Genomic DNA, 24,928 nt, shown 5'->3' with positions numbered 1-24,928 from the left:
CCAAGGTCACCAAGGCAGAATCGGAGGGTGACCGACTCCGCAGACCGCGAATCCGCAATGCCGCGCCGAGGTGCGGCGCGCACCGCGAAACTCGCCAGCATTCCCCTCGGGATAGCCGGCCGAGCCGTCGGCGGATGGGGTAAGCGCCTCGCGGGCCAGAGCGCGGAACAGGTGAGCGCGACGCTGTCGGCGAAGGCCGCGGAGCAGCTGTTCGAGGTGCTGGGCACGCTCAAGGGCGGCGCGATGAAGTTCGGCCAGGCCCTGAGCGTCTTCGAGGCCGCAGTGCCTGACGACATGGCCAAGCCGTACCGCGAAGCGCTGACCAAGCTGCAGTCCGCCGCGCCGCCGATGTCGGCGCAGCAGACTCGCCGGGTGCTGGCCCAGCAGCTCGGCCGTTCGTGGGAAGGCCGGTTCAAGCACTTCGACGACGTCCCGGCGGCGTCGGCCAGCATCGGCCAGGTCCACCGCGCCACCTGGCACGACGGGCGCGAGGTCGCCGTGAAGGTCCAGTACCCGGGGGCCGACGAGGCGCTGCGCAGCGACCTGCGGCAGCTGCAGCGGTTCAGCAGGCTGTTCCAGGCGTTCGTGCCCGGCACCGACGTGAAACCGCTGATGGCGGAGCTCGCCGACCGCATGGACGAGGAGCTCGACTACCTCAACGAGGCCGACAACCAGCGCGCGTTCGTGAAGGCGTTCGAGGGCGATCCCGCGTTCCTCATCCCACGCGTGGTGGCGAGCGCGCCGAAGGTCGTGGTGACCGAGTGGGCCACGGGGACGCCGTTGGCCAAGGTCATCGCGGGCGGCGACCAGGAGACGCGCAATCTCGCGGGCCGGCTGCTGATGGAGTTCCACTACTCGTCGCCGGCGCGGGCGCACCTGCTGCACTCCGACCCGCACCCCGGCAACTTCATGGTCACCGACGACGGCCGCCTGTGCGTGCTCGACTTCGGCGGCGTCGCGAAGCTGCCCAACGGCATTCCGCGCCACCTCGGCGAGATGACGCGCCTGGCCCTCGACGGCGAGTCCGACGACCTCATGCGGCTCCTGCGCGAGAACCGTTTCGTCCGCACCGACTCCGACCTCGCCGCCGACGAGGTGCTGGCGTACCTCGCGCCGTTCACGGAACCGCTGGCCACGCCGACGTTCCACTTCACGCGCCGCTGGATGCAACGCCAGGCCGGCCGCGTCGGCGACACCCGCGGCAGCGACTTCCGCGTCGGCCGGTCGCTGAACCTGCCGCCGGAGTACCTGATGATCCACCGCGTCACGGCGGGGTCCACGGGCATCCTCTGCCAGCTCGACGCGGAGGTCCCCGCGCGCGGCATCGTGGAACGCTGGCAGCCCGGTTTCGCTCGCTGAGTTGTCCACAGGCCGGGCGGTGCCACGGGCCTGTTTCACGGAGTTATCCACAGATCTGAAAAGCCGGTTCCACTCAGATGGCCGAGCGGTCATCCTCGAATCATGACGACTACCGCAAGCATCCAGGACGTGGCTCACCGTGACTCCACGTCGGTCGGCGTGATCGACCTCAAGAAGCTGCGCAGCGCCGGGATCTCGACCCGAAGAGCCGCCAGGATGGCGCGGCCGGGCGGGCCGTGGCGCCGCGTGTACCCCGGCGTGTTCGTGATCCAGGACAAACCGCCGACCCGATTACAGCTGCTGCATGCCACGATCGCGCGCTACGGCCCCGACGCCATCATCACGGGCACCGACGCGCTGCGCGCCCACGGCGTCACCCACCCGCTCACCGGCGAGATCCACCTGCTCCTGCCGCACTACCGTCGCCCGGGTTCCGAACCCGGCGTCCTGACCTACCGCACCGCCCGCATGCCCGAGCCCGTGATCATCGACGGCCTCCCCTACGCCGGCGCCCCGCGCGCCGCCCTGGACCTGGCGCGCCGCGAGAGCGACCCGAAGGGCGTCGAACGCCTGGCAACGCTCCCGCTGTTCTGGGGCCTGTGCGACCGCACCGAGCTCCTGGCCGAGCTGAACGCCGGCAACCAACGCGGGTCGTCAGCGGTCCGCGCCGTGCTGCGCGGGTTGGACGACCGCGAAACCTTCACCCACGGCCAGGCCCTGCGACTCCTCCGCCAGACTCCCCTGCCGGCCCCCCAGTGGAACGTCACGGTCTGCGACCTGCGCGGCCGCCGCATCGGCGTCGCCGACGCCTGGTGGGACCAGGTCGGCCTCGCCTGGCGCTACCGCACGGCCGCCGGCCCCACCGACTTCAGCCACCTCGCCCTGACCGCCACCGGCACCGTCCTCGTGCGCTGCACGCCCCGCCAACTCAACGACACCCCGGCCGACATCACCCAAGAACTGGTCCGCGCCTTCACCCAAGCCGCCCGCACGCCCCGCCCGAAGGTCCGCGCGGTGCACCGCCGGGAGACAGCCGCGTGACGCCGGGGTGAGCACCTACGGCGGGACTGGCGGCCGGGGCCGGTCACCCCGACCGGCCAGGCGGGCATGGCCAGCGGTTCGCATGTTGGTCACGCCGGTCACGCGGGCATTGCCGGAGGTTCGCACGGAGCGAGGGCCGCCCCGCAAAGCACGCGCGGCTCGCCCGAACACCACGCGCGCACCGCCGGAGCTGACCGGCCCACCAGCCGGCCTGGGAGGTCCAGACGGAGACGGCGGTGCCAGCGCCTCCGCGACCAGCCCGGGCGGCCGGCGAGCGCAGACCTACCGGCTCGTCCCCACGGCGACCCTGCCCGCGGGCCGGTCCGGAGGGTCCTGGCAAGTGGGCAAGAGCGCGCGGTCGGCTCCGGACCTGACAACCAGCGAAAGGAAGGTGAGAGCCGCCCGAGGGGTCACCAGTACTCGTCGCGGAGTTTGGCTTCGATGTCGCGGACGTGGTCGCGGCCGCAGCTCGCGCAGAGCCACTGGGCGCGGCCGTTGTCCTTGGTGGAGACCCAGGACAGCGCGGCGAGCGGGTCGGGCTCGGCGGAGCGGGCGTGGCCGCAGCGGGAGCAGGTGGGGTCCGGGGCGGTCACGGGCGGCGTCCACAGTGGACGGTTTTCGCACCGGTGAGGTAGAGGTCGCGGCGGGCGGCGAGGCGGTGGGGGCTGTTCGGGTCGAGGAGGGAGGTGAGGGTTTCGCGGTCGTCCGGGGTGAGGTACTCGCCGCCGAACTCGAAGATGCGGGCGACGCGGTGGACGACGTAGTCCGCGAGCATGGCGGGGCCTGGAGCGGGGTGGTGCACGAGCGCGCCGAAGGAGTCGACGTCGGTGAGCCCGGCGCGCTCCAGCGCGACGGACCAGCCGTAGGGCATCGCGACGGCACCCTCGATCCCCTCGCGCATGCCGATGAACCACTCGGCCTGCGCGGCGAGCAGCCGGTCCTCGAGCCCGGGCCTGCCGACGCCCAGGTCCCAAGGCAGGCAACGGAAATCGAGCCCGCCCTCGGCGAGCGCGACCAGCCCGCCCGCCTTCGCGACCGCCGCGACCGTCGCCACGGCCTCCTGCTGGTCCGGCAAGTGGTGCACCACGCGCGACGCCCACACCAAATCCGCCGCCGGCAACGCCCCCGGCAGCCCGGCGTCCGCAAGATCACCCCGCACCGCCCGAATCTCGACGGAACCGGAGGCCGCATTGGTCGAACCACCGTCCGCGCGGTCGCCCCACACCGGCTGGCTTCCGGCCGAACCGGTGCCCACAACGTCGTCGGGCGCGGTCTGCGCATCGACCGCGCCGGCAGCGTTCGAGGCGGTGTCGACGGCTGCCCGGACCGACTTCTCGGCTTCGGCGAGCAGCTCCGGCGTCGCGTCGACGAGGACGAGGGTGCCGCCGCCGTGGGTGGCCAGGGCGCGGGCGAAGTGGGTACTCATGCCGCCCGCGCCGCAACCCAGGTCGACGATCGTCGGGGTCGGGGGCAGGGCGGCGACCAGTCGCCGGGCGATGGCCGAAAGGGCGTTGGCGTCGAGGGCGTCGGCCGTGCGGAGCTGAGTCAGCCGGTCGGCCCAGTCGATGTGGTCGTGCGTATGAGCGGACACGACCTCATTCAACACCCGAAGCCCCACCGGAACCGAGCCGACAAACCGGCGGCGGCAACCGGCAATGCCCGCGGTGGTCCGGCAGTACTGCCGGGGAACAGCTGAGGCGGCAAGTGGTTGACGGGCGCCTACCGACCAAGAGCGCTCACGCCGCACAGTTCGAGCGGCCGAAGCGACGAACTTCGCGGCCGGGAGGGCGAATCCGGCAGGGATCCGCCCCACCGACCGGAATCGCAGCGACAGCACCGAAGCACCATCGAGGCCGACGCGGCTGCCCGCATCTCCGATGCTGACAAGCCCGAAATGGCCGGAGGGCCGGTCACCACACGGGTGACCGGCCCTCCACACGGACAACAAACCGAGGACTTCGAAGGCCCAAAGACCTCAGAGACTCCGAAGGAATCTGAATGACCTCCACGCCCCGAGACTCAGCACCGCAGAGGGCTGCCAACCTCAAGGACGTCAAGCCCAGAGCCTCAAAGACCTCCGAGCCTCAACGCTTCAGCGCATCAAGGACCCGAGACTCAGCGCCACAGAGGCCTACCAGCCTCAGCGACGTCGAGCCTCAGAGCCTCAAAGACCCCGAAGATCACTCAGTCCTCAAACCTCTTCGAGCGGTCCGCCGCCCAGCGGGCGAAGCGGGACCACCGGCGGGCGGCTCGGGCGCGGCGCCAGGGGCGCAGCGCTTGGGATTCTTGGTGGAAGTCCCGTATTCGGGCCCGGGACAGTTCTTCGTGAAGCAACATTTCGCTGGTCTCCTGAGTATCGAGCTGTTTGGGTAGCGGGTGCGCGCGGTCGGGTTCGCGGGTGCGCGCTTCGTAGTCGCGGATGGTGATGAGTTCGACGGTCATGCGGCGGCGCTCCGGGCTGCGGCGGCGGGCTCGAGGGCGGCGTTCTTGCGCGGGCGGCCACGGGGCCGCTTGCGCGCGATGACGGCACCGCGCTCGAAGATCTCGCCACCCCAGACGCCCCAAGGCTCGCGCCGGGCGAGGGCACCCGCAAGGCAGGCCTCGCGGACGGGGCAGTCGGCGCACAGGGCCTTGGCGCGCTCGAGCTCGGCGGGAGACTCGGCGAACCAGAGGTCGGCGTCGCGGGAACGGCAGGGCAGGTCGAGCTCGGGGGCGGCGACCCCGTCGAGCAGGTCGCCGATACCGAGGTCGAAACCCTCGGCGAAGGCGATGGCGGACGACATTTCCGTGCTCCTTCTTGTCGTTTCGGTGGTTTTGGGACTGTCGATCGAACTGGACAACTTGTTCCTCGTGGGGGTTGTGCAGCCAAAAAAACACGAAGGCCGCGGATCCGGTTACCGGTTCCGCGGCCTTCGTGAGCCTCGTGTCCTGACTAGGTCAGGAACTTCGCTCCCGTATCGACAACGGAACACGGAACTGCTTGATGGTCGGCAGATCGACGTCAACCTGCGGGTACGCGCCAACGAGGGCGGCGTTGGCCAGAGTGACCTCAACCGCGGTCCACGTACGCTCGTCAATCCGACGGAATCCGCCGAAATGGGCGCTCGTGGACACACCGGTACCCTGGCGCGAAGCGGGGATGAGACCGCAGCCGGACAGATCGGTGCCAGGGTTCGAGAGCATCATGTTGCTGATCATTTCACCGGCACCACCTTCCGCTGTCCGGACGTTCGCCACCCGAGGCGGCGCGCGTCATGTGAATCCCCAGACCGGGGGCTTCCCACCCGGGTAGGAGCAGATTATTGCCCCCCGCACACCGGGGCAACTTATTTTCCCGAAAACTCTCCGAAGCTACGAAGATCGCCTCCGAGCAGCGGGTTCGCCGCACCGATCAGGGTGCGGACGCGGTCAAGACCGCATCGAGGCGCGAACCACGTCGAGCACCTCCGCGCCGAAGCGTTCGAGCTTCGTCGCGCCGATGCCGGAGATCGACACGAGCGCTCCGTCGTCGGTCGGTCGCTGTTCGGCGATGGCCATGAGTGTCGCGTCGGTGAACACCACGAACGCCGGCACTTTCAGCTCCCGCGAACGCTCGCCGCGCCACGTCTTCAGCTTCTCCAGCAGCCCTTCATCCACTGTGGACGGGCACTTCGAGCACCGCCCCAGCTTCACCTCGATCGTCTGCAGCAGCGGCCCGCCGCAGAGTCGGCAGCGCGCCGCCTTCGAACCCGGCGCCGACGACGTCTGCTGCGACCGCGCGACGCGGGCGGCTGGGTGGTCTTCCGGGATCAGCCCGTAGAGGAAGCGGCTGCGGCGACGGTTGCGCCGGCCACCCGGCGTACGCGACAGCGACCACGAGAGTGACAGGTGTTCCCGCGCCCGGGTGACGCCGACGTAGAACAGCCGCCTCTCCTCCTCGATCGCGGCTTCGTCGTCGCCCGCGTGGAGGATCGGCATCGTGCCCTCGGACAGGCCGACGAGGAACACCGCATCCCACTCCAGGCCCTTCGCCGCGTGCAGCGACGCCAGCGTGACGCCCTCGACCGTCGGCGGGTGCTGCGCCGCCGCGCGCTGCTCCAGCTCCGCGACGAGCCGCGGCAGGTCGGCGTCCGCGACGCTCGCCGCCAGCTCCTCGGCCAGCTCCACCAGCGCGAGCAGCGCGTCCCAACGCTCCTTCGCCGCACCGCCGGCGGGCGGCTGCTCGGTGAGGCCGACGCGCGCGAGCACCGACCGCACCGCCGTCACCAGGTCGAGCGACGTCGGATCGGCCGACGCCACTCGCAGCGCCGACATCGCCTGCCGCACCTCGGCGCGTGAGAAGAACCGCTCGCCGCCGCGCACGAGATACGGGATGCCGGACTCGGACAGCGCCTGCTCGTAGGCCTCCGACTGCGCGTTCACGCGGAACAGCACGGCGATCTCGCTGGCCGACACTCCCCCGTCGAGCAGCTCGCGCATGCGCCGCGCGACCGCCGCCGCTTCGGCCGACTCGTCCTCGTACTCGGCGAACCGCGGCTCGGGCCCCGGCGGCCGCTGGCCGACGAGCTTCAGCCGCGACCCCGCCGGACGCCCGCGCGCAGCGCCGATCACCCGGTTCGCCAGCCCGACGACCTCGGGCGTCGACCGGTAGTCGCGCTCGAGCCGCACGACGGTGGCCTCGGGGAAACGCCGCGTGAACTCCAGCAGCGGCCGCGGCGAGGCGCCGCCGAAGGAGTAGATGGTCTGGTTGGCGTCGCCGACGACGGTGAGGTCGTCGCGGCCGCCGAGCCACGCGTCGAGCAGACGCTGCTGCAACGGCGTGACGTCCTGGTACTCGTCGACCACGAAGCAGCGGTAGCGATCGCGGAACTCGACGGCGACGGCTTCGTGTTCTTCGAGCACGGCGGTGGTGTGCAGGAGCAGGTCGTCGAAGTCGAGGACCTGCGCGGAGGTCTTGATCTCCTCGTACAGCCGGTAGACCTGCGCGACCTGCGCCACCGGCGCCGGGGTGTCGCGCTGCGTGCGCGCGGCGACGGCTGGGTAGTCGTCGGGCGAGACGAGCGAGGCCTTGCTCCACTCGATCTCGCTCGCGAGGTCGCGCAGCACCTCCGTCTCCGTGCTCAGCCGCGCGCGCTGGGCGGCCTGCGCCACGAGCCGGAACTTGTTGTCGACGAGGTCCCACGGCCGGTCGCCGACCACGCGCGGCCAGAAGTACCGCAGCTGCCGGCGCGCGGCGGCGTGGAAGGTGAGCGCCTGCGCGGCGTCGACGCCGAGTCCGCGCAGCCGCGTGCGCATCTCGCCCGCCGCGCGCGTGGTGAAGGTGACGGCGAGTACTTGTGCGGCGGAGACGTGACCTGCGCCGACCAGGTGCGCGATGCGGTGCGTGATCGTGCGCGTCTTGCCCGTGCCGGCGCCGGCGAGAACACAGACGGGCCCGCGCGGCGCCGAGGCGGCGGCTCGTTGCTCGGGATCCAGCCCGTCGAGCAGGCCCTGGCGACTCTTCGGAGACGATGCGCTTGCCACCCCTCGATCCTCGCAGAGGGGGCCGAGGGATTCGTGGCAGGGCACGCGGCCGTATCCTGGTCAGATGGCGGGAAAGCAGGACAAGGAAGCGGCCAAGCTGGCCAAGCAGGAGAAGCGCGCGGCCGGCAAGGCGCGGCGCGGGCAGCTCTTCGAGGCGTTCAAGATGCAACGCCGCGAAGACCCGATGCTGATTCCTTGGATGGCCGGCTCGATCGTGGTCGTCGCGGGCGTCCTGTTCGGTGTCGGGTTCATCTTCAACGTGCAGTGGGCGCTGCTCCCGCTGGGCATCGTGCTGGGCGTGCTGCTCGCGGTGATCATCTTCGGCCGCCGCGTGCAGAAGACCGTGTACACGAAGGCCGACGGCCAGCCCGGCGCCGGTGCGTGGGCGCTGGAGAACATGCGCGGCAGCTGGCGCGTGACGCCGACCGTCGCCGCGACCACGCAGCTTGACGCCGTGCACCGCGTGCTCGGCGCGCCCGGCGTGATCCTCGTGGCCGAGGGCGCGCCGCACCGCGTGAAGGCGCTGCTCTCGCAGGAGAAGAAGCGCGTGTCGCGCCTGATCGGCGACACCCCGATCTACGACTACACCATCGGCAACAGCGAGAACGAGATCCCGCTCAAGAAGCTGCAGAGCACGCTGATGAAGCTGCCGCGCAACCTCAAGCCGCCGCAGGTCGACGCACTCGAGGCCAAGCTCGCGGCGCTCGGCAACCGCGGCGCGGCCATGCCGAAGGGCCCGATGCCCGCCGGCGCGAAGATGCGCAACGTGCAGCGGACGATCCGCCGTCGCTGACCCTCTTACCGCTGAAAAGGCCTCCCGCTCGTACTGAGCAGGAGGCCTTTTTGTTCGGGGACGGTCAGCGCATCCGGATCACGACGGTGCCGGTCACGCGGTCGAGCCAGCTGCGGCCGTCGATGTTGCGGACGAGGGCGGGCACGATCACGACCGTCAGCACCATCCGCACCACCGCGCGCCAGGGGCCGACCATCGAGGCGCCGTCGAGGCGCGCGACTCGCACGCCCACGGCGCCCATGCCCGGCGTGAAGCCGAAGAACATCGCCGGCACGGTCGTGATGACGGCCCAGACGACGCCGGCCCACCAGTTGAACGTCTGCATCGCGGCGACGTCCTGCAGGTCGTATCGCACGAACAGCGTGGTGATCAGGCCCGCGAGCACCAGGTCGATGACCAGGGCCAGCAGGCGCGGACCGAAGCCGGCGACGGAGCCGACGCCGGATTCGGGCAGACCGAACGTTTCACCGGGCCATTTCGACGCGGTTCGGTTTTCCGACCCCGGACCGCTGCCGGTCCCGGGGAGCCATTCGCCAGTCCATCTCGCCACCCGTCCAGGGTATGCCGGTGGCGCGCGCCACATCTGCCCTGGTCGGATGGCGCGTGTCACGCCACCCGTTAACGTGTGTGAAACATACGGGTGACGGTCGGGCAACACCGCACTCTTAGCGTGAGCCGAAGAGAGTACTGCCGAGCGAGCTCGATCGAAGAAGGAGTCACCGAGGGTGCCCACTACTCCAGACGACATCCAGCGCCTGATCGCCGACGAGAAGGTGGAGTCCATCGACGTCAGGTTCTGCGACCTGCCGGGCGTGATGCAGCACTTCACGGTGCCCGCGAAGGCCTTCGACCTCGAGGCCTACGAAGAGGGCCTCGCGTTCGACGGCTCGTCCGTGCGCGGCTTCCAGTCGATCCACGAGTCCGACATGCTGCTGCTGCCGGACCCCGAGACCGCGCGCATCGACCCGTTCCGCAAGGCGAAGACGCTCTCGCTGAACTTCTTCGTGCACGACCCGTTCACGCGTGAGGCGTACAGCCGCGACCCGCGCAACATCGCGCGCAAGGCCGAGCAGTACATCGCCGAGTACGGAGTGGCCGACAACGTGTACTTCGGCCCGGAGGCGGAGTTCTACATCTTCGACTCCGTGCGCTTCGACTCGGCCGAGCACGCGTCGTTCCACGAGATCGACTCGGTCGAGGGCTGGTGGAACACCGGCACCGACGAGCCGGGCGGCAACCAGGGCTACAAGACGAAGTTCAAGGGCGGCTACTTCCCCGTCCCGCCGGTCGACCACTTCGCCGACCTGCGTGACGACATCGTCCGCCAGCTGCAGGGCTCCGGCTTCGAGATCGAGCGCGCGCACCACGAGGTGGGCACCGCCGGCCAGACGGAGATCAACTACAAGTTCAACACGCTGCTGCACGCTGCCGACGACCTGCAGCTGTTCAAGTACATCGTGAAGAACACCGTGTTCGCCGCCGGCAAGACCGCGACGTTCATGCCGAAGCCGCTCGCCGGCGACAACGGCTCGGGCATGCACTGCCACCAGTCGCTGTGGAAGGACGGCCAGCCGCTGTTCCACGACGAGTCCGGCTACGCGGGCCTGTCCGACACGGCGCGCCACTACATCGGCGGCCTGCTCAAGCACGCGCCGAGCCTGCTGGCCTTCACGAACCCGACGGTGAACTCGTACCACCGTCTCGTGCCGGGCTTCGAGGCCCCGGTTTCGCTGGTGTACTCGCAGCGCAACCGTTCGGCGTGTGTCCGCATCCCCATCACGGGCAACAACCCGAAGGCCAAGCGCGCCGAGTTCCGCTGCCCGGACTCGTCGGGCAACCCGTACCTGGCCTTCTCCGCGATGATGATGGCCGGCCTCGACGGCATCAAGAACAAGATCGAGCCGGCGGAGCCCATCGACAAGGACCTCTACGAGCTCCCGCCCGAGGAGGCCAAGAACGTCAAGCTCGTCCCCGGCGACCTCGGCACGGTCCTCGACACCCTGGAAGCCGACCACGACTTCCTGCTCGAGGGCGGTGTCTTCACGCCCGACGTGATCGACACCTGGATCTCCTACAAGCGCGAGAACGAAATCGACCCGCTGCGGCTGCGTCCGCACCCGTACGAGTTCTCGCTCTACTACGACGTGTGATCGGCCGGCCGTGAACTGACGGCCAAGTGAGACGCGGGGCGGCGGTCGAGGGAATACCTCGGCCGCCGTCCCGATTTTTGTGTTCGCCGCCAAGCACTGTGTTACGTGCGGGCCCCCGGCCTGTTCTGCATCAATCTGCATTGCGTTGGTCGGACCGCTGGACGAGCTGCAAACGGGACGGCGGCCGAGGGGAAACCCCGGCCGCCGTCCCGATTTTCACACCCCCGCCGAAAAGCTCAGTCGACCAGCAGGTCCTCCACCATGATCGGGATGTGGCGGACGCGCACGCCGGTCGCGTTGTAGATGGCGTTGGCGATGGCGGCGGCGACGCCGACGGTGGCGATTTCGCCGATGCCGCGGGCGCCGACGGCGTTGTGAAAGGTGTCGGGGTACTGGACGAAGTGGACGTCGATGTCGGGGATATCGGCGTTGACCGGCAGGAGGTAGCTCGCGAAGTCGCCCGTGGCGAAGCGGCCCCAGGTGTCCAGCTCGAGAGCCTCGTGCAGCGCCGCGGAGACGCCCCAGATCATGCCGCCCTTGATTTGGCTGCGGGCGAGCTTGTCGTTGATGATGCGGCCGCCGTCGAAGACGCCCAGGAGGCGCGAGACGCGGGCCTCGCCGGTGAGGCGGTGGACGCGGACCTCGCAGAACTGGGCGCCGAACGAGCTGAACGAGTGTTTGGTCAGCTCCTCGCCCGGCGCCGAGGAACCCGTGGCGGACAAGGAATCCTGGCCGACGGCGCGGAGCAGTGAGCCGAAGGGCATGGTGTCGGTGTCGCCGTGGATGTGGCCGTCGGCGTAGGTCACCTCTTGGCCCGCGAACGGGGCGCCCGGCGCGGAAGCCAGAGCCAGCAGCGCGTCGAGGACCTCGCTCGCCGCGAGCATGATCGCGGTGCCGACGCTGGCCGTCGCCGTGGAGCCGCCGGACATGCCGCCCGGGGGGAGCTTGGAGTCGCCCAGCCGAGGGGTGATCCGGGACGGCACGAGGTCCAGCGATTCCGCGCCGACCGACGACATCACGTTCAGCAGGCCCGTTCCCGGGTCGGCGCCGCTGGTGGCGACCTCGGCGGTGCCGTCCGCGTGGAGGGTGATGCCGACCGTCGCGGGGAAGCGCAGGGCGGGGAACATCGCCGTCGCCATGCCGACGCCGACCAGCCAGTCGCCGTCGACGCGGCCCTGCGGCCGCGGAGACCAGCCGAACTCGCGCGCGCCGACGGCGAAGCACTCGTCGAGGTGCTTGCTCGACCACTGCAGGTCCTTGCCGGGCGGGGCGAGCGAGCTGTTGCGCATGCGCAGCTCGATCGGGTCCATGCCCAGCGCCACGGCCAGCTCGTCCATCGCGCTCTCCAGCGCGAACGAGCCCGGCGCCTCGCCCGGCGCGCGCATGAACGTGGTCGGCGGGATGTTGAGCGGCACCATCTTCTGGCTGATGGACAGGTTCTTCGTGGCGTACCACTCGCGCGAGGTGCCGTGCGACGTCGGCTCCACGAACGACCGGTCCATCGCCGTGCTCGACCACGAGTCGTGGCGCAGGCCGAGGATCGTGCCGTCGGCGTCGGCGCCGATGGTGACCTTCTGCAGCGTCGCGGCTCGCGTGGCCGTCGCCGTGAAGACCTGCTCGCGCGTCAGCGCCGCCTTCACCGGCCGGCCCAGCTCCTTCGCCGCCGCGGCCGCGAGGAACGCGGGCGTGGACGTGCGCCCCTTGCCGCCGAACGCGCCGCCAACGTAGGGGTTGATGACGTGCACGGCCGAGACGTCGAGGGCGAGCGCGCCGGCGAGCTCCATGGCGATGAGGTTGCTGCCCTGGTTGCCGGTGTAGACCGTGAGCTCGCCGTCGCCCCACACCGCGACGGCCGAGTGCGGCTCCATCGCGGCGTGGTTCTGCGTGGCCGTGCGATAAGCGTGGTCCACCACGAACGGCGCGGCGGCGAATACGTCCTCAATGGACTCGACGTCGTCGGCCAGCACCTCGATCTGCGGCGGGTTCCCGCGCGACTCCGGCGCGTCCTCGGCCGAGGCGAGCCCTTCGTCGAACGAAACCAGCGCCGGCTTCTCGTCGTACGTGACGTCCACCAGCATCGCCGCGTCGCGCGCCTGCTCGAACGACTCCGCGACGACGAACCCGATCGGCTGCCCGTAGTAGTCGACGTCGGTGTTGCGCAGTGGCACCCAGGTCTCGCCCATGATCGGCGACACCGGCGGCGTGCGCAGGTCCAGCCGGTCGAACGGCGTGTAGACGGCGAGGACGCCCGGTGCTTCCTTCGCCGCATCGGAGTCCATGCTCTCGACCTGGCCGTGGGCCACGGTGCTGACCACGACGTAGCCGTAGGCCATGCCCGGGAAGTTGTGGTCCATCGCGTACTTCGCGCGCCCGGTGACCTTCAACGGCGCGTCGAGCCTGTCGGTCATCGACGGCTCCCTTCGGTCAGCTCCAGCAGCGCGCGCACGACGGTGCGCTTCACCAGGGACACCTTGAACGAGTTGAACGCCAGCGGCCGCGCGCCTTCCGCGGCCAGAGAAGCTGCCTGCTCGAACGATTCCTGCGTGACAGGCTTGCCCCGCAACGCTTCCTCCACCGCCGTGAGCCGCCACGGCACGGTCGCCACCCCGCCGACGGCCACCCGTGCGTCGGCGATCACGCCGTCGCGCACGTCCAGCGCAACCGCGGCCGACGCGAGCGCGAACTCGTACGACTGGCGGTCGCGAACCTTGACGTAGGTGGAGCTCTCCGCCCAGTCCAGCCGCGGCACGCGCACCTCGGTGATCAGCTCGCCGGGGCGCAGGTCGTTCTCGACGTCCGGCGTTTCGCCTGGTGTGCGGTAGAAATCGGTGAGCTTCACCGTGCGCTTGCCGGTCTTGCCGGTGAGTTCCACCTCGGCGTCCAGCGCGACGAGCGCCACCGCGACGTCGCTGGCGTGTGTCGCCACGCAGGAGTCGCTGGTGCCGAGGATCGCGTGCATGCGGTTGACGCCCGCCAGCGCGGAGCAGCCGCTGCCCGGGTCGCGCCGGTTGCACGGCATGGTGACGTCGCGGAAGTACGAGCACCGCGTACGCTGCATCAGGTTGCCGCCGATGCTGGCCATGTTCCGCAGCTGCTGCGAAGCGCTCAGCAGGAGCGCGCGCGAGATCGCCGGGTACACGCCGGGGTGCGCGGCGATGTCGCCCATCCGTTCCAGGGCCCCGAAACGCAGGCCGTCGGTGGTGTCGATGCCGCGCAGCGGGAGGTCGTTGATGTCCAGCACCCGCTGCGGAGTGAGGACGTCGAGCTTCATCAGGTCGACGAGCGTAGTGCCGCCGGCGAGGAAGGTTCCGGACGCGTCGAGCGCGTCTTCGACGGTGGTGGGCGCGGTCAGCTCAAACGGTCGCATCGGCCCGCCTCGCCTGCTCGACCGCGGCCACGATGTTCGGGTACGCCGAACAGCGGCACAGGTTGCCGGACATGAACTCGCGGACGTCCGTGACGTCGCCGCGCACGGCGGCGACGGCCGACATCACCTGCCCGGAGGTGCAGAAGCCGCACTGCAACGCGTCCTGGTCCACGAACGCCTGTTGCACGGGATGCAATCCATCCTCAGTGGACAGACCTTCGACCGTGGTGACCGGCCGGCGCACGGTGGCCGCGAGGGTGAGGCACGAGAGCACGGGTTTGCCGTCGACGTGCACGGTGCAGGCGCCGCACTGACCGCGGTCACAGCCCTTCTTGGGGCCGGTCACGTCGAGCCGTTCACGCAGCGCGTCGAGCAGTGTGACGCCGGGGTCGACGGCGAGCTGTTCGACTCGCCCGTTGATTTCGAGGGAGATGTCCACTGGAACTCTTTCCCGCAGGATGGGGTTGTGGTGGGAGAAGCCGGCCACTCGGAACGCGAGCGCCGGGTAGGCTAGCGGATAGTCATCCGCTCAAGCTCGCGTTTCCGAGGTTATCGGATTACTATCCGCTTCGCAACGAGGTGCAGGTCCTGGAGCTGCTCCAAGCCCTGCACTACAGTCCTGAGCAGGGGAGACGCCGCTTGGAACGGGAGGAACGATGTCGACGGGATCGGTCAGCCCGCGACGCGCGGACACCCGGCGCAACCACGAGCGCATCCTCGCCGTCGCGGCCCAGTCGCTCGCGTGCTCGGGCCAGGTCTCGTTCAACGCCATCGCGAAGCAGGCCGAAGTCGGCGTCGGCACCGTCTACCGCCACTTTCCGACCGCGGCCGACCTCATCCTCGCCGTGTACGAGCGGGAGGTGTGCCAGCTCGTCAACGTCGTGCCGACGCTGCTGGAGCGGTGCCCGCCGGAGCAAGCGTTCCGGGTCTGGGCGCGCGAGCACCTCGCGCACTACCTGATCACCAAACGCGGCCTCGCCACGGCCCTGCGCGCGGCCTCGAGCAGCGCCCAACTGCCGGCCCACGCGTACAAATCCCTGGTCGACGCCCTCGACACCCTGCTGAAGGCCAACATCGCCGCCGGCACCGTCCGCCCGGACATCTCGGTGGACACGGTGATGCGCGCCATGGCGGGCTTGCTGCTGCTCAGCCCGGACGAGGACTGGAAGGCGGCCACGGAAAGCCTGGTGGACTTCGTGTGGCGAGGGATGCGCGCGGACTGACGGCCGAGCTCAACGTCCGCAAATCCGCGGTGCCGGCCGTAGCCGCGCCAAGCGAGGCACGCGTCAACTATTGGGAATGACCGGCCCGCGCGATGACCACGCCGCCGGGGACGCGAGCGTCCGGGTCGAAGAGGGTTTCCGATTCGATGGTGAAGCCGGCGGCGCGCAGGAAGGTCGACATGGTGGCGGGGCGGCGGCGATGGATGTGGACGTGCATGGGGTGGCCGCCGTAGCCCGAGGTCTTGCACGTGGTCGTGTCGCCGACGTGGAAGCCCGCGAGGACCACGCCGCCCGGGTGGAGGGCGCGGTGGAAATGCGCCAGAACCGTCGGCAGGGCGGCGTCGGGGAGGTGGATGAGGGACCAGAAGGCGAGGATGCCGCCCAACGAATCGATCGGGACGGGAAGGTCCGTCATCGAGCCGACGGCGAAGGGGACGCCGGCGTGGGTGCGGCGGGCGAAGGCGATCATCTCGGGTGAGAGGTCGAGGCCGAAGGCGTCGACGCCGAGGGAGCGCAGGTGGGCGGTGACCCAGCCCGGGCCGCAACCGACGTCGGCGACGCGGCCGTCGGTGAGTTCCGCGAAGAGGCCCAGCAAGGAGCGCAAGTGCGGCTTGCCGGCGAGGGCGTCGCGCAGTTGGGCCGCGTAGCTGGGGGTGACAGTGTCGTAGGAGGCACGGATCTCCGACAGCCAGGATGTCACTGCTCCCCCGTCGACAGGACCTTGAGGTTCAGGCCGGCGCGTTCGAAGCGTCCGCGGGGGTCGTCGACAAGGCGGCGGGCCGCCAGGTCCATCAGGCCCACCGTGCAGGTGATCTCGGCCGAGAGGGTGCCGTCGAGTTTGAGGATGCGGGAGGTCATCCAGAAGACCTTGCCGTCGCCGAAGCGGGCGTCGCAGGTGACGTCGACAGTGTCGCCGCCGCGGAGTTCGCGGCGGTAGACGATGTGGGACTCCAGCAGGACCGGCGCGAGGTTTTCCTCGCGCAGCCGGGAATCGCCCGCGGATTCGAAGAGTTCGATGCGCGAGACCTCGCCGTAGGAGTGGTAGACGGCGTGGTTGAGGTGGCCCAGCGAGTCGAGCTCGTAGTGGCGCACCTTGATGCGGGTGCGGAACGGTTCGCGATCGGTCACGTGCCCCACTCTAGGTAAAAGCTAGTTCTCGTAGAACAGCTCCTCGACCACGGCGTGCGCGCGGCGCGTGACGCGGCGGTAGGTGTCGAGGAACTCGCCCGGGTCGTCGTCCACGGTGTAGCCGAACACGCGCGCCACGGCGGCCAGGTCGCGGCCCGAGCCGGGCACCTCGTCGACGGCCTTGCCGCGCACGAGCATCCCGGCGTTGCGCACGCGCGTGGCCAGCAGCCACGCCTCGCGCAGGTAGTCGACCGACTCCGCGGGCGCCAGACCCGTTTCCGCGAGCGCCGTCAAAGCGTCGAGCGTCGACGTGGTGCGCAGGCTCGGCTGCTCGTGCGCGTGCTGCAACTGCAACAGCTGCACGGTCCACTCGACGTCGGCCAGCCCGCCGCGGCCGAGCTTCGTGTGGCGCGTCGGGTCGGCGCCGCGGGGCAGGCGCTCGGTTTCCACGCGCGCTTTGATGCGGCGGATCTCGCGGGCCTTCGTCGCGTCCAGGCCGCCCGCGGGGTAGCGGACGGGGTCGATCATCGTGATGAACCGCTCGCCCAGCTCCTCGTCGCCGGCGATGAACCGCGCGCGCAGCAGCGCCTGTGCCTCCCAGACCTCGCCCCAGCGCTGGTAGTACGCGCGATACGAGTCCAATGTCCGGACCAACGGCCCGCTGCGTCCCTCCGGCCGAAGGTCCGCGTCGACGACCAGCGCCGGATCCGAACTCGGCGCGCCCAGCATCTTGCGCACGGTCTCAGCCACCGACGAAGCGAACTTCACCGCGTCGGAGTCCGACACACCTTCCGCGGGCTCGCAGACGAACAGCACGTCGGCATCCGAGCCGTAGCCCAGCTCCGCGCCACCGAGCCGGCCCATGCCGATCACGGCGACGGTCGCCGGCGTGCGTCCCAGCTCCGCCTGCCGCTGCCGGTACGCTGCGGCCAGCGCACCCTGCAGCACGGCGACCCACACACTCGACAGCGCCTCGCACACGGCCGGAACGTCCAGCAGCCCCAGCAGATCCGCACACGCCACGCGCAGCAACTCGTGCCGCCGCAACGAACGCGCTGCCGCCACCGCCGCGTTCAACCCGGGCTGACGCCGGACGGCCGCCCGCAACGATGTCGCCACCTCGGCCGGCTTGCGCCCCGTCAGTCGAGCCGGTTCTCCCAGCAGCTGAAGCACTTCCGGCGCACGCACGAGCAGGTCGGGCACCAGCTTCGAGGTGCCCAGCAGGAACGCGAGCCGCTCCACCACCGTGCCCTCGTCGCGCAGCACGCGCAGGTACCACGGCGTGTCCTCCAGCGCCTCGGACACCTTCCGGTACGACAGCAGACCGCCGTCGGGATCCGGTGTGTCGGCGAGGAAATCGAGCAGCACGGGCAGCAGTGCCTGCTGGATCGCCGCGCGTCGCGAGACGCCCAAAGTCAGCGCCTTGATGTGCTGTAGCGCGCCCTCCGGCGCCGCGTAACCCAAGGCCGCGAGCCGGCTCGCGGCCTGCTTTGTCGTGAGCCGCAACGCTTCCGTCGGCACGTTCGCCACCGACTGCAGCAGCGGCCGGTAGAAGACCTTCTCGTGCAGCCGCCGGATGCCCTGCGCGTGGCGGCGGAACTCGGCGAGCAGCTCCTGGCCCTGGCTGCGCCCTCGCACCGCACGAATCCCGCACGCGCGCGCGAGGATGCGCAGCTCGTCGGTGTCGTTCGACTCCGGGAACAGGTGCGTGCGCCGCAGCCGGCGCAGCTGCAGCCGGTGCTCGACGGTGCGCAGGAACTCATACGAAGTCCCCATTTCGGCCGAGTCCGCGCGCCCGACGTACCCGCCCTCGCCCAGCGCCGCCAGTGCCTCCATTGTGGACGGTGAGCGCAGCTCAGGGTCCACGCGCCCGTGCACGAGCTGCAGCAGCTGCACGGCGAACTCGACGTCACGCAGCCCGCCGCGGCCCAGCTTCAGCTCGCGCTCGGCGTGCTCCGCGGAGACGTGGTCCTCCACGCGCCGGCGCATCTGCTGCACCTCGGTCACGAAGTTCTCGCGGTCGGCAGCCGCCCACACCATGGGCGCGACCATCTCCGCGTATTCCTCGCCCAGCCCGGCGTCACCCGCGACTGGGCGCGCTTTGAGCAGCGCCTGGTACTCCCAGGTCTTCGCCCACTTCTGGTAGTACGCCGTGTGCCCCTCGAGCGTGCGCACGAGCGCGCCGCTCTTGCCCTCCGGCCGCAGCGCCGCGTCGACCTCGAAACACGCCTTGCCGACCACCCGCATCATCGTGCTGGCCAGCCGCGTCGCCACGCCAAGGTCGCCGGCGCCGACGAAGATCACGTCGACGTCGCTCACGTAGTTGAGCTCGCGCCCGCCGGTCTTGCCCATCGCGATCACGGCCAGCGCGCCCTCGGCGCTCGCCCCGACCTCCTGCTCGGCCACGGCGAGGCCCGCCTTCAGCGCGGCCTCGGCCAGAAGCGTCAGCTGGTGGGTGATGTCCTTGAACGACGGGTGGTCGAGCCCCTCCTCCACGAGGTGCCCGAGGTCGACGGCCGCGATGCCGAGCAGCAGCCGCCGGTACCCCGTCCGCAGCGCCTGCTCCGCGGCCAGACCGGTGACGTACGTGCCGTCGTCCTGGCGCACGTCGTCGAGAAGCCGGTCGGCGAACTGCTCGGGCACGGTGCAGCGGTGGTCGGCGAGGCAGTGCCACTCGCCGGGGTTGGCGGCGAGGAAGTCGCCGAGCGCGGTGGACGTGCCGAGCACCCCGAGCAGGCGGCCGCGAAACGTCCGGTTGTCGCGCAGTGCGCGGTCCAGCTCGGGCCACGCACCTTCGTCGGCTTCGCGGATGCGGTCGAGGCCCTGCAACGCGAGGTCCTGGTCGGCGGCGCGCGAGAGGGCCGCGAGCACGTCGGCGGTGCCCTCGACCGGTCCCGCGGCGTCCCACCAGCCCGCCGCACGCAACTGGGCGTCGGCCTTGTCGTCGGTGAAGCCGTACCGGGCCGCCGATGCGGCCGTCCGCGCGCGCTCTGCCATCTCGTTCACCGTAGCCGGATCCAGGTCTGCTGAGCAGGCAGGCACGCGTCCACTTTCAGGCGGCGAGGCGGTCGGGTTCCGTGTCGGCGGCCGAGGGCTCCGGCACCTGGAAGCTGTGCGCGGTGATGGGCCGGCGGCGCGAGAGCACGTAGATGCCGACGCCGATAGCGATGCCCACGACGCCGACGCCGATGGTCCCCGCCGTACCGAGTGACGCGAGCTTCCCCGCGGCCGCGCCGACGAGGGCGGCCGCGGGCAGTGTGAACAGCCAGGCCACGACCATGCGTCCGGCCATCCGCCAGCGCACCGGCGCCTCGCGACGGCCGACACCCGAGCCGACGATCCCGCCGGAGCACACGTGCGTGGTCGAGAGCGGGAAGCCGAAGTGCGACGACAGCAGGATCACGGCGGCGCTGCTCGTCTGCGCGGCGAAGCCCTGCGGGCCCTCGATGTCGGTAAGGCCCTTGCCGAGCGTGTGCGTGATGCGCCAGCCGCCGAGGTACGTGCCGAGCGCGAGGGCCGACGCCGCGCTGATGATCACCCAGATCGGCGGCGCCGAGCCCGCGGGCAGTCCGCCGGCGCTGACCAGCGTCAGGGTGATCACGCCCATGGTCTTCTGGGCGTCGTTGGTGCCGTGCGCGAGGGAGACGAGCGACGCGGACAAGATCTGGCCGACGCGGAAGCCGCGTCCGCCGCGCCTGCGGACGAACAGCTTGTAGACCAGGTACGTGAAGCCGGCCGCCACCAGGCCGGCGATGATCGGCGACGCGGCGGCCGGCACGAGGACCTTGTCCACGATCTTGCCGAAGTGCACCGAGTCGGCGCCCGCCGAAACCCAGGTGGCGCCGATGAGGCCGCCGAACAGCGCGTGCGACGAACTCGACGGCAGGCCGACGTACCAGGTGACGAGGTTCCAGACGATCGCCCCGATCAGCCCGCCGAAGACGATCGACGGTCCGATCTTGGTGTCGTCGACGAGGCCGCTGGAGATCGTCTTCGCGACCTCCACCGACAGGAACGCCCCGGCGAGGTTCAGCACCGCCGAGATGGCTACCGCGACCCGCGGTTTGAGCGCGCCCGTGGCGATGGAGGTAGCCATCGCGTTGGCCGTGTCGTGGAAGCCGTTGGTGAAATCGAAGACGAGGGCCGTGCCGATGACGACGACGACCACTAGCGAGGGATCCACCCCGGTCCTCCATACCTACGGGAGCATCTCTCGCAAGGTACCTGACCGATCGAGTGAATCGTCAACGCTGCGTTAGTGATCCGTGCATCATCCGTTAAGCGAGCGGCAATGTGTGTTGACTCTCCGCCGCCGCGTCGAGCTCCCCGGCGGCCAATCGAACGAACCGGTGCGCGAACGGCCGCCAGGTCTCGGCGATGTCCGCGTGCACAGAGATCAGCTTCTCCGGCGTGAGCGCCCCCGGACGGGTGAGTTCCGCCATCTCAGGCTCCTCCTCCGCCCAGCGGCGCACGAGGTCCGGCGTCGTCTCGATGTGGAACTGCACGCCGTAGACGCAGCGGCGCAGGCGGAAGGCCTGGTTCTGGTAGAGCGGCGCGGACGCGAGCAGCTCGGCGCCGGGCGGGAGGCGCTTGATCACGTCGTTGTGGAACTGGATCACGTCCTGCATCAGCGGCAGGTCGGCGAACAGCGGGTCGGTCCAGGCGGCGTCCTTCTTGGAGACGAGCGCAGGGCCGACCTCAGGCCCGTCCTCACCGACCACGACCTGGCCGCCGGTGGCCGCGGCGAGCAGCTGCGCGCCGAGGCAGATGCCGAGCGTCGGGAGCTGCCTGCCGGTGGCCTGGCCGAGCAACTTGCGGACGTCGGCGAGCCACGGGTGGCGCTCGTCGTCCAGGGCGCCCATACCGCCGCCGAGGCAGACGACGCCCGCGTAGCCGTCGAGGTCGGCGGGCAGCTCGTGCTCCGGTGGGTTTCGGACCTCGAGCTCGGCGCCGGCCTCGGTCAGCCAGTCACCGAGCGGGCCGAGGGGGTCGCCGACGTCGGGTTGGATGATCAGCAGACGTGTCACCTCTCCAGGGTACGGAGTGGGCTGAGGTGCGCGGTCTCGGTGGGGTAGCCGGCGTTCTGCCACGTGGTGATGCCGCCGGAGAGACGCTTCGCGGTGAAGCCGAGGGCGGACAGGCGGAGCGCGCCTTGGGTGGCGGCGTTGCAGTGGATGCTTTCGCAGTAGCAGACGTAGACGAGATTCTTGTCGAAGTCGCGGGTGCTGTCCTCGGTGATGTTCTTGTAGGGCAGGTGGATGGCGCCGGGGATGCGTGCTCTTGCGTAGGCCTCGGCCCCGCGGGTCTCGGCCAGGACGTACCCGTCGGTGCGGCCCTCGGCGAGGTCTTCGGCCAGGTCGACGGGGTCGACCTCGAAGCCGAGCTCGCGCCCGAAGTAGGTGACGGCTTGGTTGGGTGCCGGGGTCTCGAACTGGAGGATGCGCGGTTTCATGGGGTCAATCGTGGCTGGGCGCGGGGTGTTCGCCACAGAGCCGAACCCTGGTGATCGGGTTGGTTAGCCTGGGATTTCCTTGTTCGGGCCGCGCTCTGCCGGGAGTTTGTTCTGTGAACCATTTCGTGGACCTCGACACCGTCGACTGGCAGCTGATCGAGCTCCTGCAGTCCGACGGCCGCCTCACGTTCTCCGAACTCGGCCGGCGGGTGTCGCTGTCCGCCCCCGCCGTGACGGAACGCGTGCGCCGGCTCGAGCAGCGCGGGGTGATCACGGGTTATGCCGCTCGCATCGACGCGTCCAAGCTGGGCCTGCCGATCGAGGCCATGGTCCGCGTGCGTGTCCGCAGCCTCGACGGCCCGCGGTTCCGCTCGACGATCCTGCCGCTGCCGGAGGTTGTCTCCGCCGACCACATCACGGGCGACGAATGCTGGCTGCTGCGCGTGCGCTGCCGTTCGACGGGCGAGCTGGAGACCTTCGTGGAGCGCGCCCAGCGCTACGGCGAGACGACGACTTCGCTGGTCTTCTCGTCTCCCGTGGTGAGCCGGCCGATCACCCGCCCAAGCTGAGCCGGCGGCCGAAAAGGTCCGGAAATAGAGTTAGGCCCCGGGAGAACCGTGAAGATTCTCAACCGGGGCCTAACCCTAATGTTAGTTCGGCGGCGTCCTACTCTCCCACAACCCTTCGGTTGCAGTACCATCGGCGCTACCAGGCTTAGCTTCCGGGTTCGGAATGGGACCGGGCGTTTCCCTGGCGCTATAACCACCGAAACACTATGAAACACGCGTGGTGTTTCAGAACCGTAGAGTGGATGCGTAACATCTTTGTAGGCAAGTCCTCGGCCTATTAGTACCAGTCAACTCAACAACACATTACTGTGCTTCCATTTCTGGCCTATCAACCCAATCGTCTCTTGGGGGCCTTAACCCACATGGGGTGGGATACCTCATCTTGGAACAGGCTTCCCGCTTAGATGCCTTCAGCGGTTATCCCTTCCGAACGTGGCCAACCAGCCATGCCCCTGGCGGGACAACTGGCACACCAGAGGTTCGTCCGTCCCGGTCCTCTCGTACTAGGGACAGCCTTCCTCAAGTATCCTACGCGCGCGGCGGATAGGGACCGAACTGTCTCACGACGTTCTAAACCCAGCTCGCGTGCCGCTTTAATGGGCGAACAGCCCAACCCTTGGGACCTACTCCGGCCCCAGGATGCGACGAGCCGACATCGAGGTGCCAAACCATGCCGTCGATATGGACTCTTGGGCAAGATCAGCCTGTTATCCCCGGGGTACCTTTTATCCGTTGAGCGACACCCCTTCCACCAGGTGGTGCCGGATCACTAGTCCCGACTTTCGTCCCTGCTCGACATGTCTGTCTCACAGTCAAGCTCCCTTGTGCACTTGCACTCAACACCTGATTGCCAACCAGGCTGAGGGAACCTTTGGGCGCCTCCGTTACTCTTTAGGAGGCAACCGCCCCAGTTAAACTACCCATCAGGCACTGTCCCTGAACCAGATCATGGCCCGAGGTTCAGATTCCCAATTCGACCAGAGTGGTATTTCAACATTGACTCCACAGTAACTAGCGTCACCGCTTCACAGTCTCCCACCTATCCTACACAAGCCGAACCGAAAACCAATACCAAACTATAGTAAAGGTCCCGGGGTCTTTCCGTCCTGCCGCGCGTAACGAGCATCTTTACTCGTAGTGCAATTTCGCCGGGCCTGTGGTTGAGACAGCCGGAAAGTCGTTACGCCATTCGTGCAGGTCGGAACTTACCCGACAAGGAATTTCGCTACCTTAGGATGGTTATAGTTACCACCGCCGTTTACTGGCGCTTAAATTCTCAGCTTCACCCCCGAAGGGATTAACCGGTCCTCTTAACGTTCCAGCACCGGGCAGGCGTCAGTCCATATACATCGTCTTGCGACTTCGCATGGACCTGTGTTTTTAGTAAACAGTCGCTTTCCGCTGGTCTCTGCGGCCACCCACCCCTAGTCCGCGAAGGACTTCAAGGTGTTTGGCCCCCCTTCTCCCGAAGTTACGGGGGCATTTTGCCGAGTTCCTTAACCACAGTTCACCCGATCGCCTTGGTATTCTCTACCTGACCACCTGTGTTGGTTTGGGGTACGGGCCGTGCATGCACTCACTAGAGGCTTTTCTCGGCAGCATAGGATCACCCTCTTCGCCTCAAACGGCTACGCATCACGTCTCAGCCTCATGGAACACGGATTTGCCTATGTTCCGGCCTACACGCTTACACCAGGACAACCATCGCCTGGCGGAGCTACCTTCCTGCGTCACCCCATCGCTTGACTACTACAGAATCAGATCCCACGCTCCACAACACAGCTCCATCCGAAGACTTCACCATGCGCTTTGGGTGGTTAGTATCAACTGCCTCATCATGGGCGCACATGCTCGGGTACGGGAATATCAACCCGTTGTCCATCGACTACGCCTGTCGGCCTCGCCTTAGGTCCCGACTTACCCTGGGCGGATTAGCCTGGCCCAGGAACCCTTGGTCATCCGGCGGCAGAGTTTCTCACTCTGCATTCGCTACTCATGCCTGCATTCTCACTCCCACACCCTCCACCGCTAGCTTCCGCCACGGCTTCACTGGATGCAGGACGCTCCCCTACCCATCAACACGACTACACACAACCCCGAAAGGTTGAGCGGATCTAATGTGTCAATGACACAGCTTCGGCGGTGTGCTTAAGCCCCGCTACATTGTCGGCGCAGGACCACTTGACCAGTGAGCTATTACGCACTCTTTCAAGGGTGGCTGCTTCTAAGCCAACCTCCTGGTTGTCTGGGCAATCCCACATCCTTTCCCACTGAGCACACACTTAGGGGCCTTAGCTGGTGTTCTGGGCTGTTTCCCTCTCGACGACGAAGCTTATCCCCCGCC

At 69.0% G+C, this 24,928-nt stretch carries 22 protein-coding genes and 2 rRNA genes (1 of these 24 cut by a window edge); 6 read left to right on the top strand and 18 right to left on the bottom strand.

What is annotated here, in order from left to right:
- Positions 1 to 27: 27 nt before the first annotated feature.
- Positions 28 to 1,359 (top strand): AarF/ABC1/UbiB kinase family protein, encoded by a 1,332-nt coding sequence (locus tag K1T34_RS24720; RefSeq protein WP_255638686.1) that lies wholly within the window; start codon positions 28 to 30, stop codon positions 1,357 to 1,359.
- A 102-nt stretch (positions 1,360 to 1,461) separates the two neighbouring features.
- The gene (locus K1T34_RS24715; RefSeq protein WP_220246565.1) at positions 1,462 to 2,400 is read left to right on the top strand and encodes a hypothetical protein; all 939 of its coding nucleotides are present in this window, start codon (positions 1,462 to 1,464) and stop codon (positions 2,398 to 2,400) included.
- Between the two features lie 410 nt (positions 2,401 to 2,810).
- Here K1T34_RS24715 and K1T34_RS24710 read toward each other — a convergent pair whose 3' ends face one another.
- From K1T34_RS24710 to K1T34_RS24685, 6 genes are all read right to left on the bottom strand, one after another.
- Complete coding sequence (locus K1T34_RS24710) at positions 2,811 to 2,993, bottom strand: hypothetical protein (RefSeq protein WP_220246564.1); 183 nt, start codon at positions 2,991 to 2,993, stop codon at positions 2,811 to 2,813.
- The gene (locus K1T34_RS24705; RefSeq protein WP_220246563.1) at positions 2,990 to 3,991 is read right to left on the bottom strand and encodes a class I SAM-dependent methyltransferase; all 1,002 of its coding nucleotides are present in this window, start codon (positions 3,989 to 3,991) and stop codon (positions 2,990 to 2,992) included. The genes K1T34_RS24710 and K1T34_RS24705 overlap by 4 nt, the downstream gene beginning before the upstream one ends.
- Before the next feature lie 593 nt (positions 3,992 to 4,584).
- Positions 4,585 to 4,842 carry a hypothetical protein gene (locus K1T34_RS24700; RefSeq protein ID WP_220246562.1) on the bottom strand — a complete coding sequence of 86 codons (258 nt, stop codon included), beginning with the start codon at positions 4,840 to 4,842 and terminating at the stop codon, positions 4,585 to 4,587.
- The gene (locus K1T34_RS24695; RefSeq protein WP_255638685.1) at positions 4,839 to 5,183 is read right to left on the bottom strand and encodes a WhiB family transcriptional regulator; all 345 of its coding nucleotides are present in this window, start codon (positions 5,181 to 5,183) and stop codon (positions 4,839 to 4,841) included. Before K1T34_RS24695 ends, K1T34_RS24700 begins: the two co-directional genes overlap by 4 nt.
- Before the next feature lie 154 nt (positions 5,184 to 5,337).
- Positions 5,338 to 5,598 carry a hypothetical protein gene (locus K1T34_RS24690; RefSeq protein WP_220246561.1) on the bottom strand — a complete coding sequence of 87 codons (261 nt, stop codon included), beginning with the start codon at positions 5,596 to 5,598 and terminating at the stop codon, positions 5,338 to 5,340.
- A 210-nt stretch (positions 5,599 to 5,808) separates the two neighbouring features.
- On the bottom strand, positions 5,809 to 7,902 hold the full coding sequence (locus K1T34_RS24685) for an ATP-dependent DNA helicase UvrD2 (RefSeq protein WP_220246560.1): 2,094 nt from the start codon (positions 7,900 to 7,902) through the stop codon (positions 5,809 to 5,811).
- A gap of 64 nt (positions 7,903 to 7,966) precedes the next feature.
- Between K1T34_RS24685 and K1T34_RS24680 the strand changes: the two genes are divergently transcribed.
- Positions 7,967 to 8,695 carry a DUF4191 domain-containing protein gene (locus tag K1T34_RS24680; RefSeq protein ID WP_220246559.1) on the top strand — a complete coding sequence of 243 codons (729 nt, stop codon included), beginning with the start codon at positions 7,967 to 7,969 and terminating at the stop codon, positions 8,693 to 8,695.
- A 64-nt stretch (positions 8,696 to 8,759) separates the two neighbouring features.
- Here the strand turns inward: K1T34_RS24680 and K1T34_RS24675 are convergent, their stop codons facing one another.
- On the bottom strand, positions 8,760 to 9,245 hold the full coding sequence (locus tag K1T34_RS24675; RefSeq protein WP_220246558.1) for an RDD family protein: 486 nt from the start codon (positions 9,243 to 9,245) through the stop codon (positions 8,760 to 8,762).
- A gap of 175 nt (positions 9,246 to 9,420) precedes the next feature.
- On the opposite strand from K1T34_RS24675, the gene glnA reads away from it, so the two are divergent.
- On the top strand, positions 9,421 to 10,845 hold the full coding sequence (gene glnA / locus K1T34_RS24670) for a type I glutamate--ammonia ligase (protein ID WP_220246557.1): 1,425 nt from the start codon (positions 9,421 to 9,423) through the stop codon (positions 10,843 to 10,845).
- 236 nt (positions 10,846 to 11,081) lie between these two features.
- Here glnA and K1T34_RS24665 read toward each other — a convergent pair whose 3' ends face one another.
- The 3 genes from K1T34_RS24665 to K1T34_RS24655 are packed head-to-tail and all read right to left on the bottom strand — an operon-like array spanning position 11,082 to position 14,651.
- A complete protein-coding gene (locus tag K1T34_RS24665; protein WP_220246556.1) occupies positions 11,082 to 13,253 on the bottom strand; it encodes a xanthine dehydrogenase family protein molybdopterin-binding subunit in 2,172 nt (723 codons plus the stop codon).
- Positions 13,250 to 14,212 carry a xanthine dehydrogenase family protein subunit M gene (locus K1T34_RS24660; protein ID WP_220246555.1) on the bottom strand — a complete coding sequence of 321 codons (963 nt, stop codon included), beginning with the start codon at positions 14,210 to 14,212 and terminating at the stop codon, positions 13,250 to 13,252. Before K1T34_RS24660 ends, K1T34_RS24665 begins: the two co-directional genes overlap by 4 nt.
- Complete coding sequence (locus K1T34_RS24655; RefSeq protein WP_220246554.1) at positions 14,199 to 14,651, bottom strand: (2Fe-2S)-binding protein; 453 nt, start codon at positions 14,649 to 14,651, stop codon at positions 14,199 to 14,201. Before K1T34_RS24655 ends, K1T34_RS24660 begins: the two co-directional genes overlap by 14 nt.
- A gap of 217 nt (positions 14,652 to 14,868) precedes the next feature.
- On the opposite strand from K1T34_RS24655, the gene K1T34_RS24650 reads away from it, so the two are divergent.
- Positions 14,869 to 15,435, top strand: a complete 567-nt coding sequence (locus K1T34_RS24650) for a TetR/AcrR family transcriptional regulator (protein WP_220246553.1) — start codon at positions 14,869 to 14,871, stop codon at positions 15,433 to 15,435.
- A gap of 67 nt (positions 15,436 to 15,502) precedes the next feature.
- On the opposite strand, the gene K1T34_RS24645 is transcribed toward K1T34_RS24650, so the two are convergent.
- The 6 genes from K1T34_RS24645 to K1T34_RS24620 all read right to left on the bottom strand — a co-directional run bounded on the left by K1T34_RS24645 (position 15,503) and on the right by K1T34_RS24620 (position 22,015).
- The gene (locus K1T34_RS24645) at positions 15,503 to 16,135 is read right to left on the bottom strand and encodes a class I SAM-dependent methyltransferase (RefSeq protein ID WP_220246552.1); all 633 of its coding nucleotides are present in this window, start codon (positions 16,133 to 16,135) and stop codon (positions 15,503 to 15,505) included.
- The gene (locus K1T34_RS24640) at positions 16,132 to 16,563 is read right to left on the bottom strand and encodes a thioesterase family protein (RefSeq protein ID WP_220246551.1); all 432 of its coding nucleotides are present in this window, start codon (positions 16,561 to 16,563) and stop codon (positions 16,132 to 16,134) included. Before K1T34_RS24640 ends, K1T34_RS24645 begins: the two co-directional genes overlap by 4 nt.
- 21 nt (positions 16,564 to 16,584) lie before the next feature.
- Complete coding sequence (locus K1T34_RS24635) at positions 16,585 to 19,560, bottom strand: bifunctional [glutamine synthetase] adenylyltransferase/[glutamine synthetase]-adenylyl-L-tyrosine phosphorylase (RefSeq protein WP_220246550.1); 2,976 nt, start codon at positions 19,558 to 19,560, stop codon at positions 16,585 to 16,587.
- Positions 19,561 to 19,615: 55 nt separating this feature from the next.
- Positions 19,616 to 20,746, bottom strand: a complete 1,131-nt coding sequence (locus tag K1T34_RS24630) for an inorganic phosphate transporter (RefSeq protein ID WP_220246549.1) — start codon at positions 20,744 to 20,746, stop codon at positions 19,616 to 19,618.
- 94 nt (positions 20,747 to 20,840) lie between these two features.
- A complete protein-coding gene (locus K1T34_RS24625; protein WP_220246548.1) occupies positions 20,841 to 21,590 on the bottom strand; it encodes a type 1 glutamine amidotransferase in 750 nt (249 codons plus the stop codon).
- Positions 21,587 to 22,015: a rhodanese-like domain-containing protein gene (locus K1T34_RS24620; RefSeq protein WP_220246547.1), complete on the bottom strand. Its 429-nt coding sequence runs from the start codon at positions 22,013 to 22,015 to the stop codon at positions 21,587 to 21,589. Before K1T34_RS24620 ends, K1T34_RS24625 begins: the two co-directional genes overlap by 4 nt.
- Positions 22,016 to 22,140: 125 nt before the next feature.
- Between K1T34_RS24620 and K1T34_RS24615 the strand changes: the two genes are divergently transcribed.
- The gene (locus tag K1T34_RS24615; RefSeq protein ID WP_220247388.1) at positions 22,141 to 22,584 is read left to right on the top strand and encodes an Lrp/AsnC family transcriptional regulator; all 444 of its coding nucleotides are present in this window, start codon (positions 22,141 to 22,143) and stop codon (positions 22,582 to 22,584) included.
- 84 nt (positions 22,585 to 22,668) lie between these two features.
- On the opposite strand, the gene rrf is transcribed toward K1T34_RS24615, so the two are convergent.
- A 5S ribosomal RNA gene (gene rrf / locus K1T34_RS24610) occupies positions 22,669 to 22,785 on the bottom strand.
- 56 nt (positions 22,786 to 22,841) lie between these two features.
- A 23S ribosomal RNA gene (locus K1T34_RS24605) occupies positions 22,842 to 24,928 on the bottom strand (it continues 1,028 nt past the right edge of the window).

Origin of the sequence: Amycolatopsis sp. DSM 110486 (genome assembly GCF_019468465.1) — a bacterium.
In the GTDB taxonomy this organism is placed as follows: Bacteria; Actinomycetota; Actinomycetes; order Mycobacteriales; family Pseudonocardiaceae; genus Amycolatopsis.
Note: the sequence above shows the minus strand (reverse complement) of the source record. Positions and strands in the feature narration are given on the sequence as shown.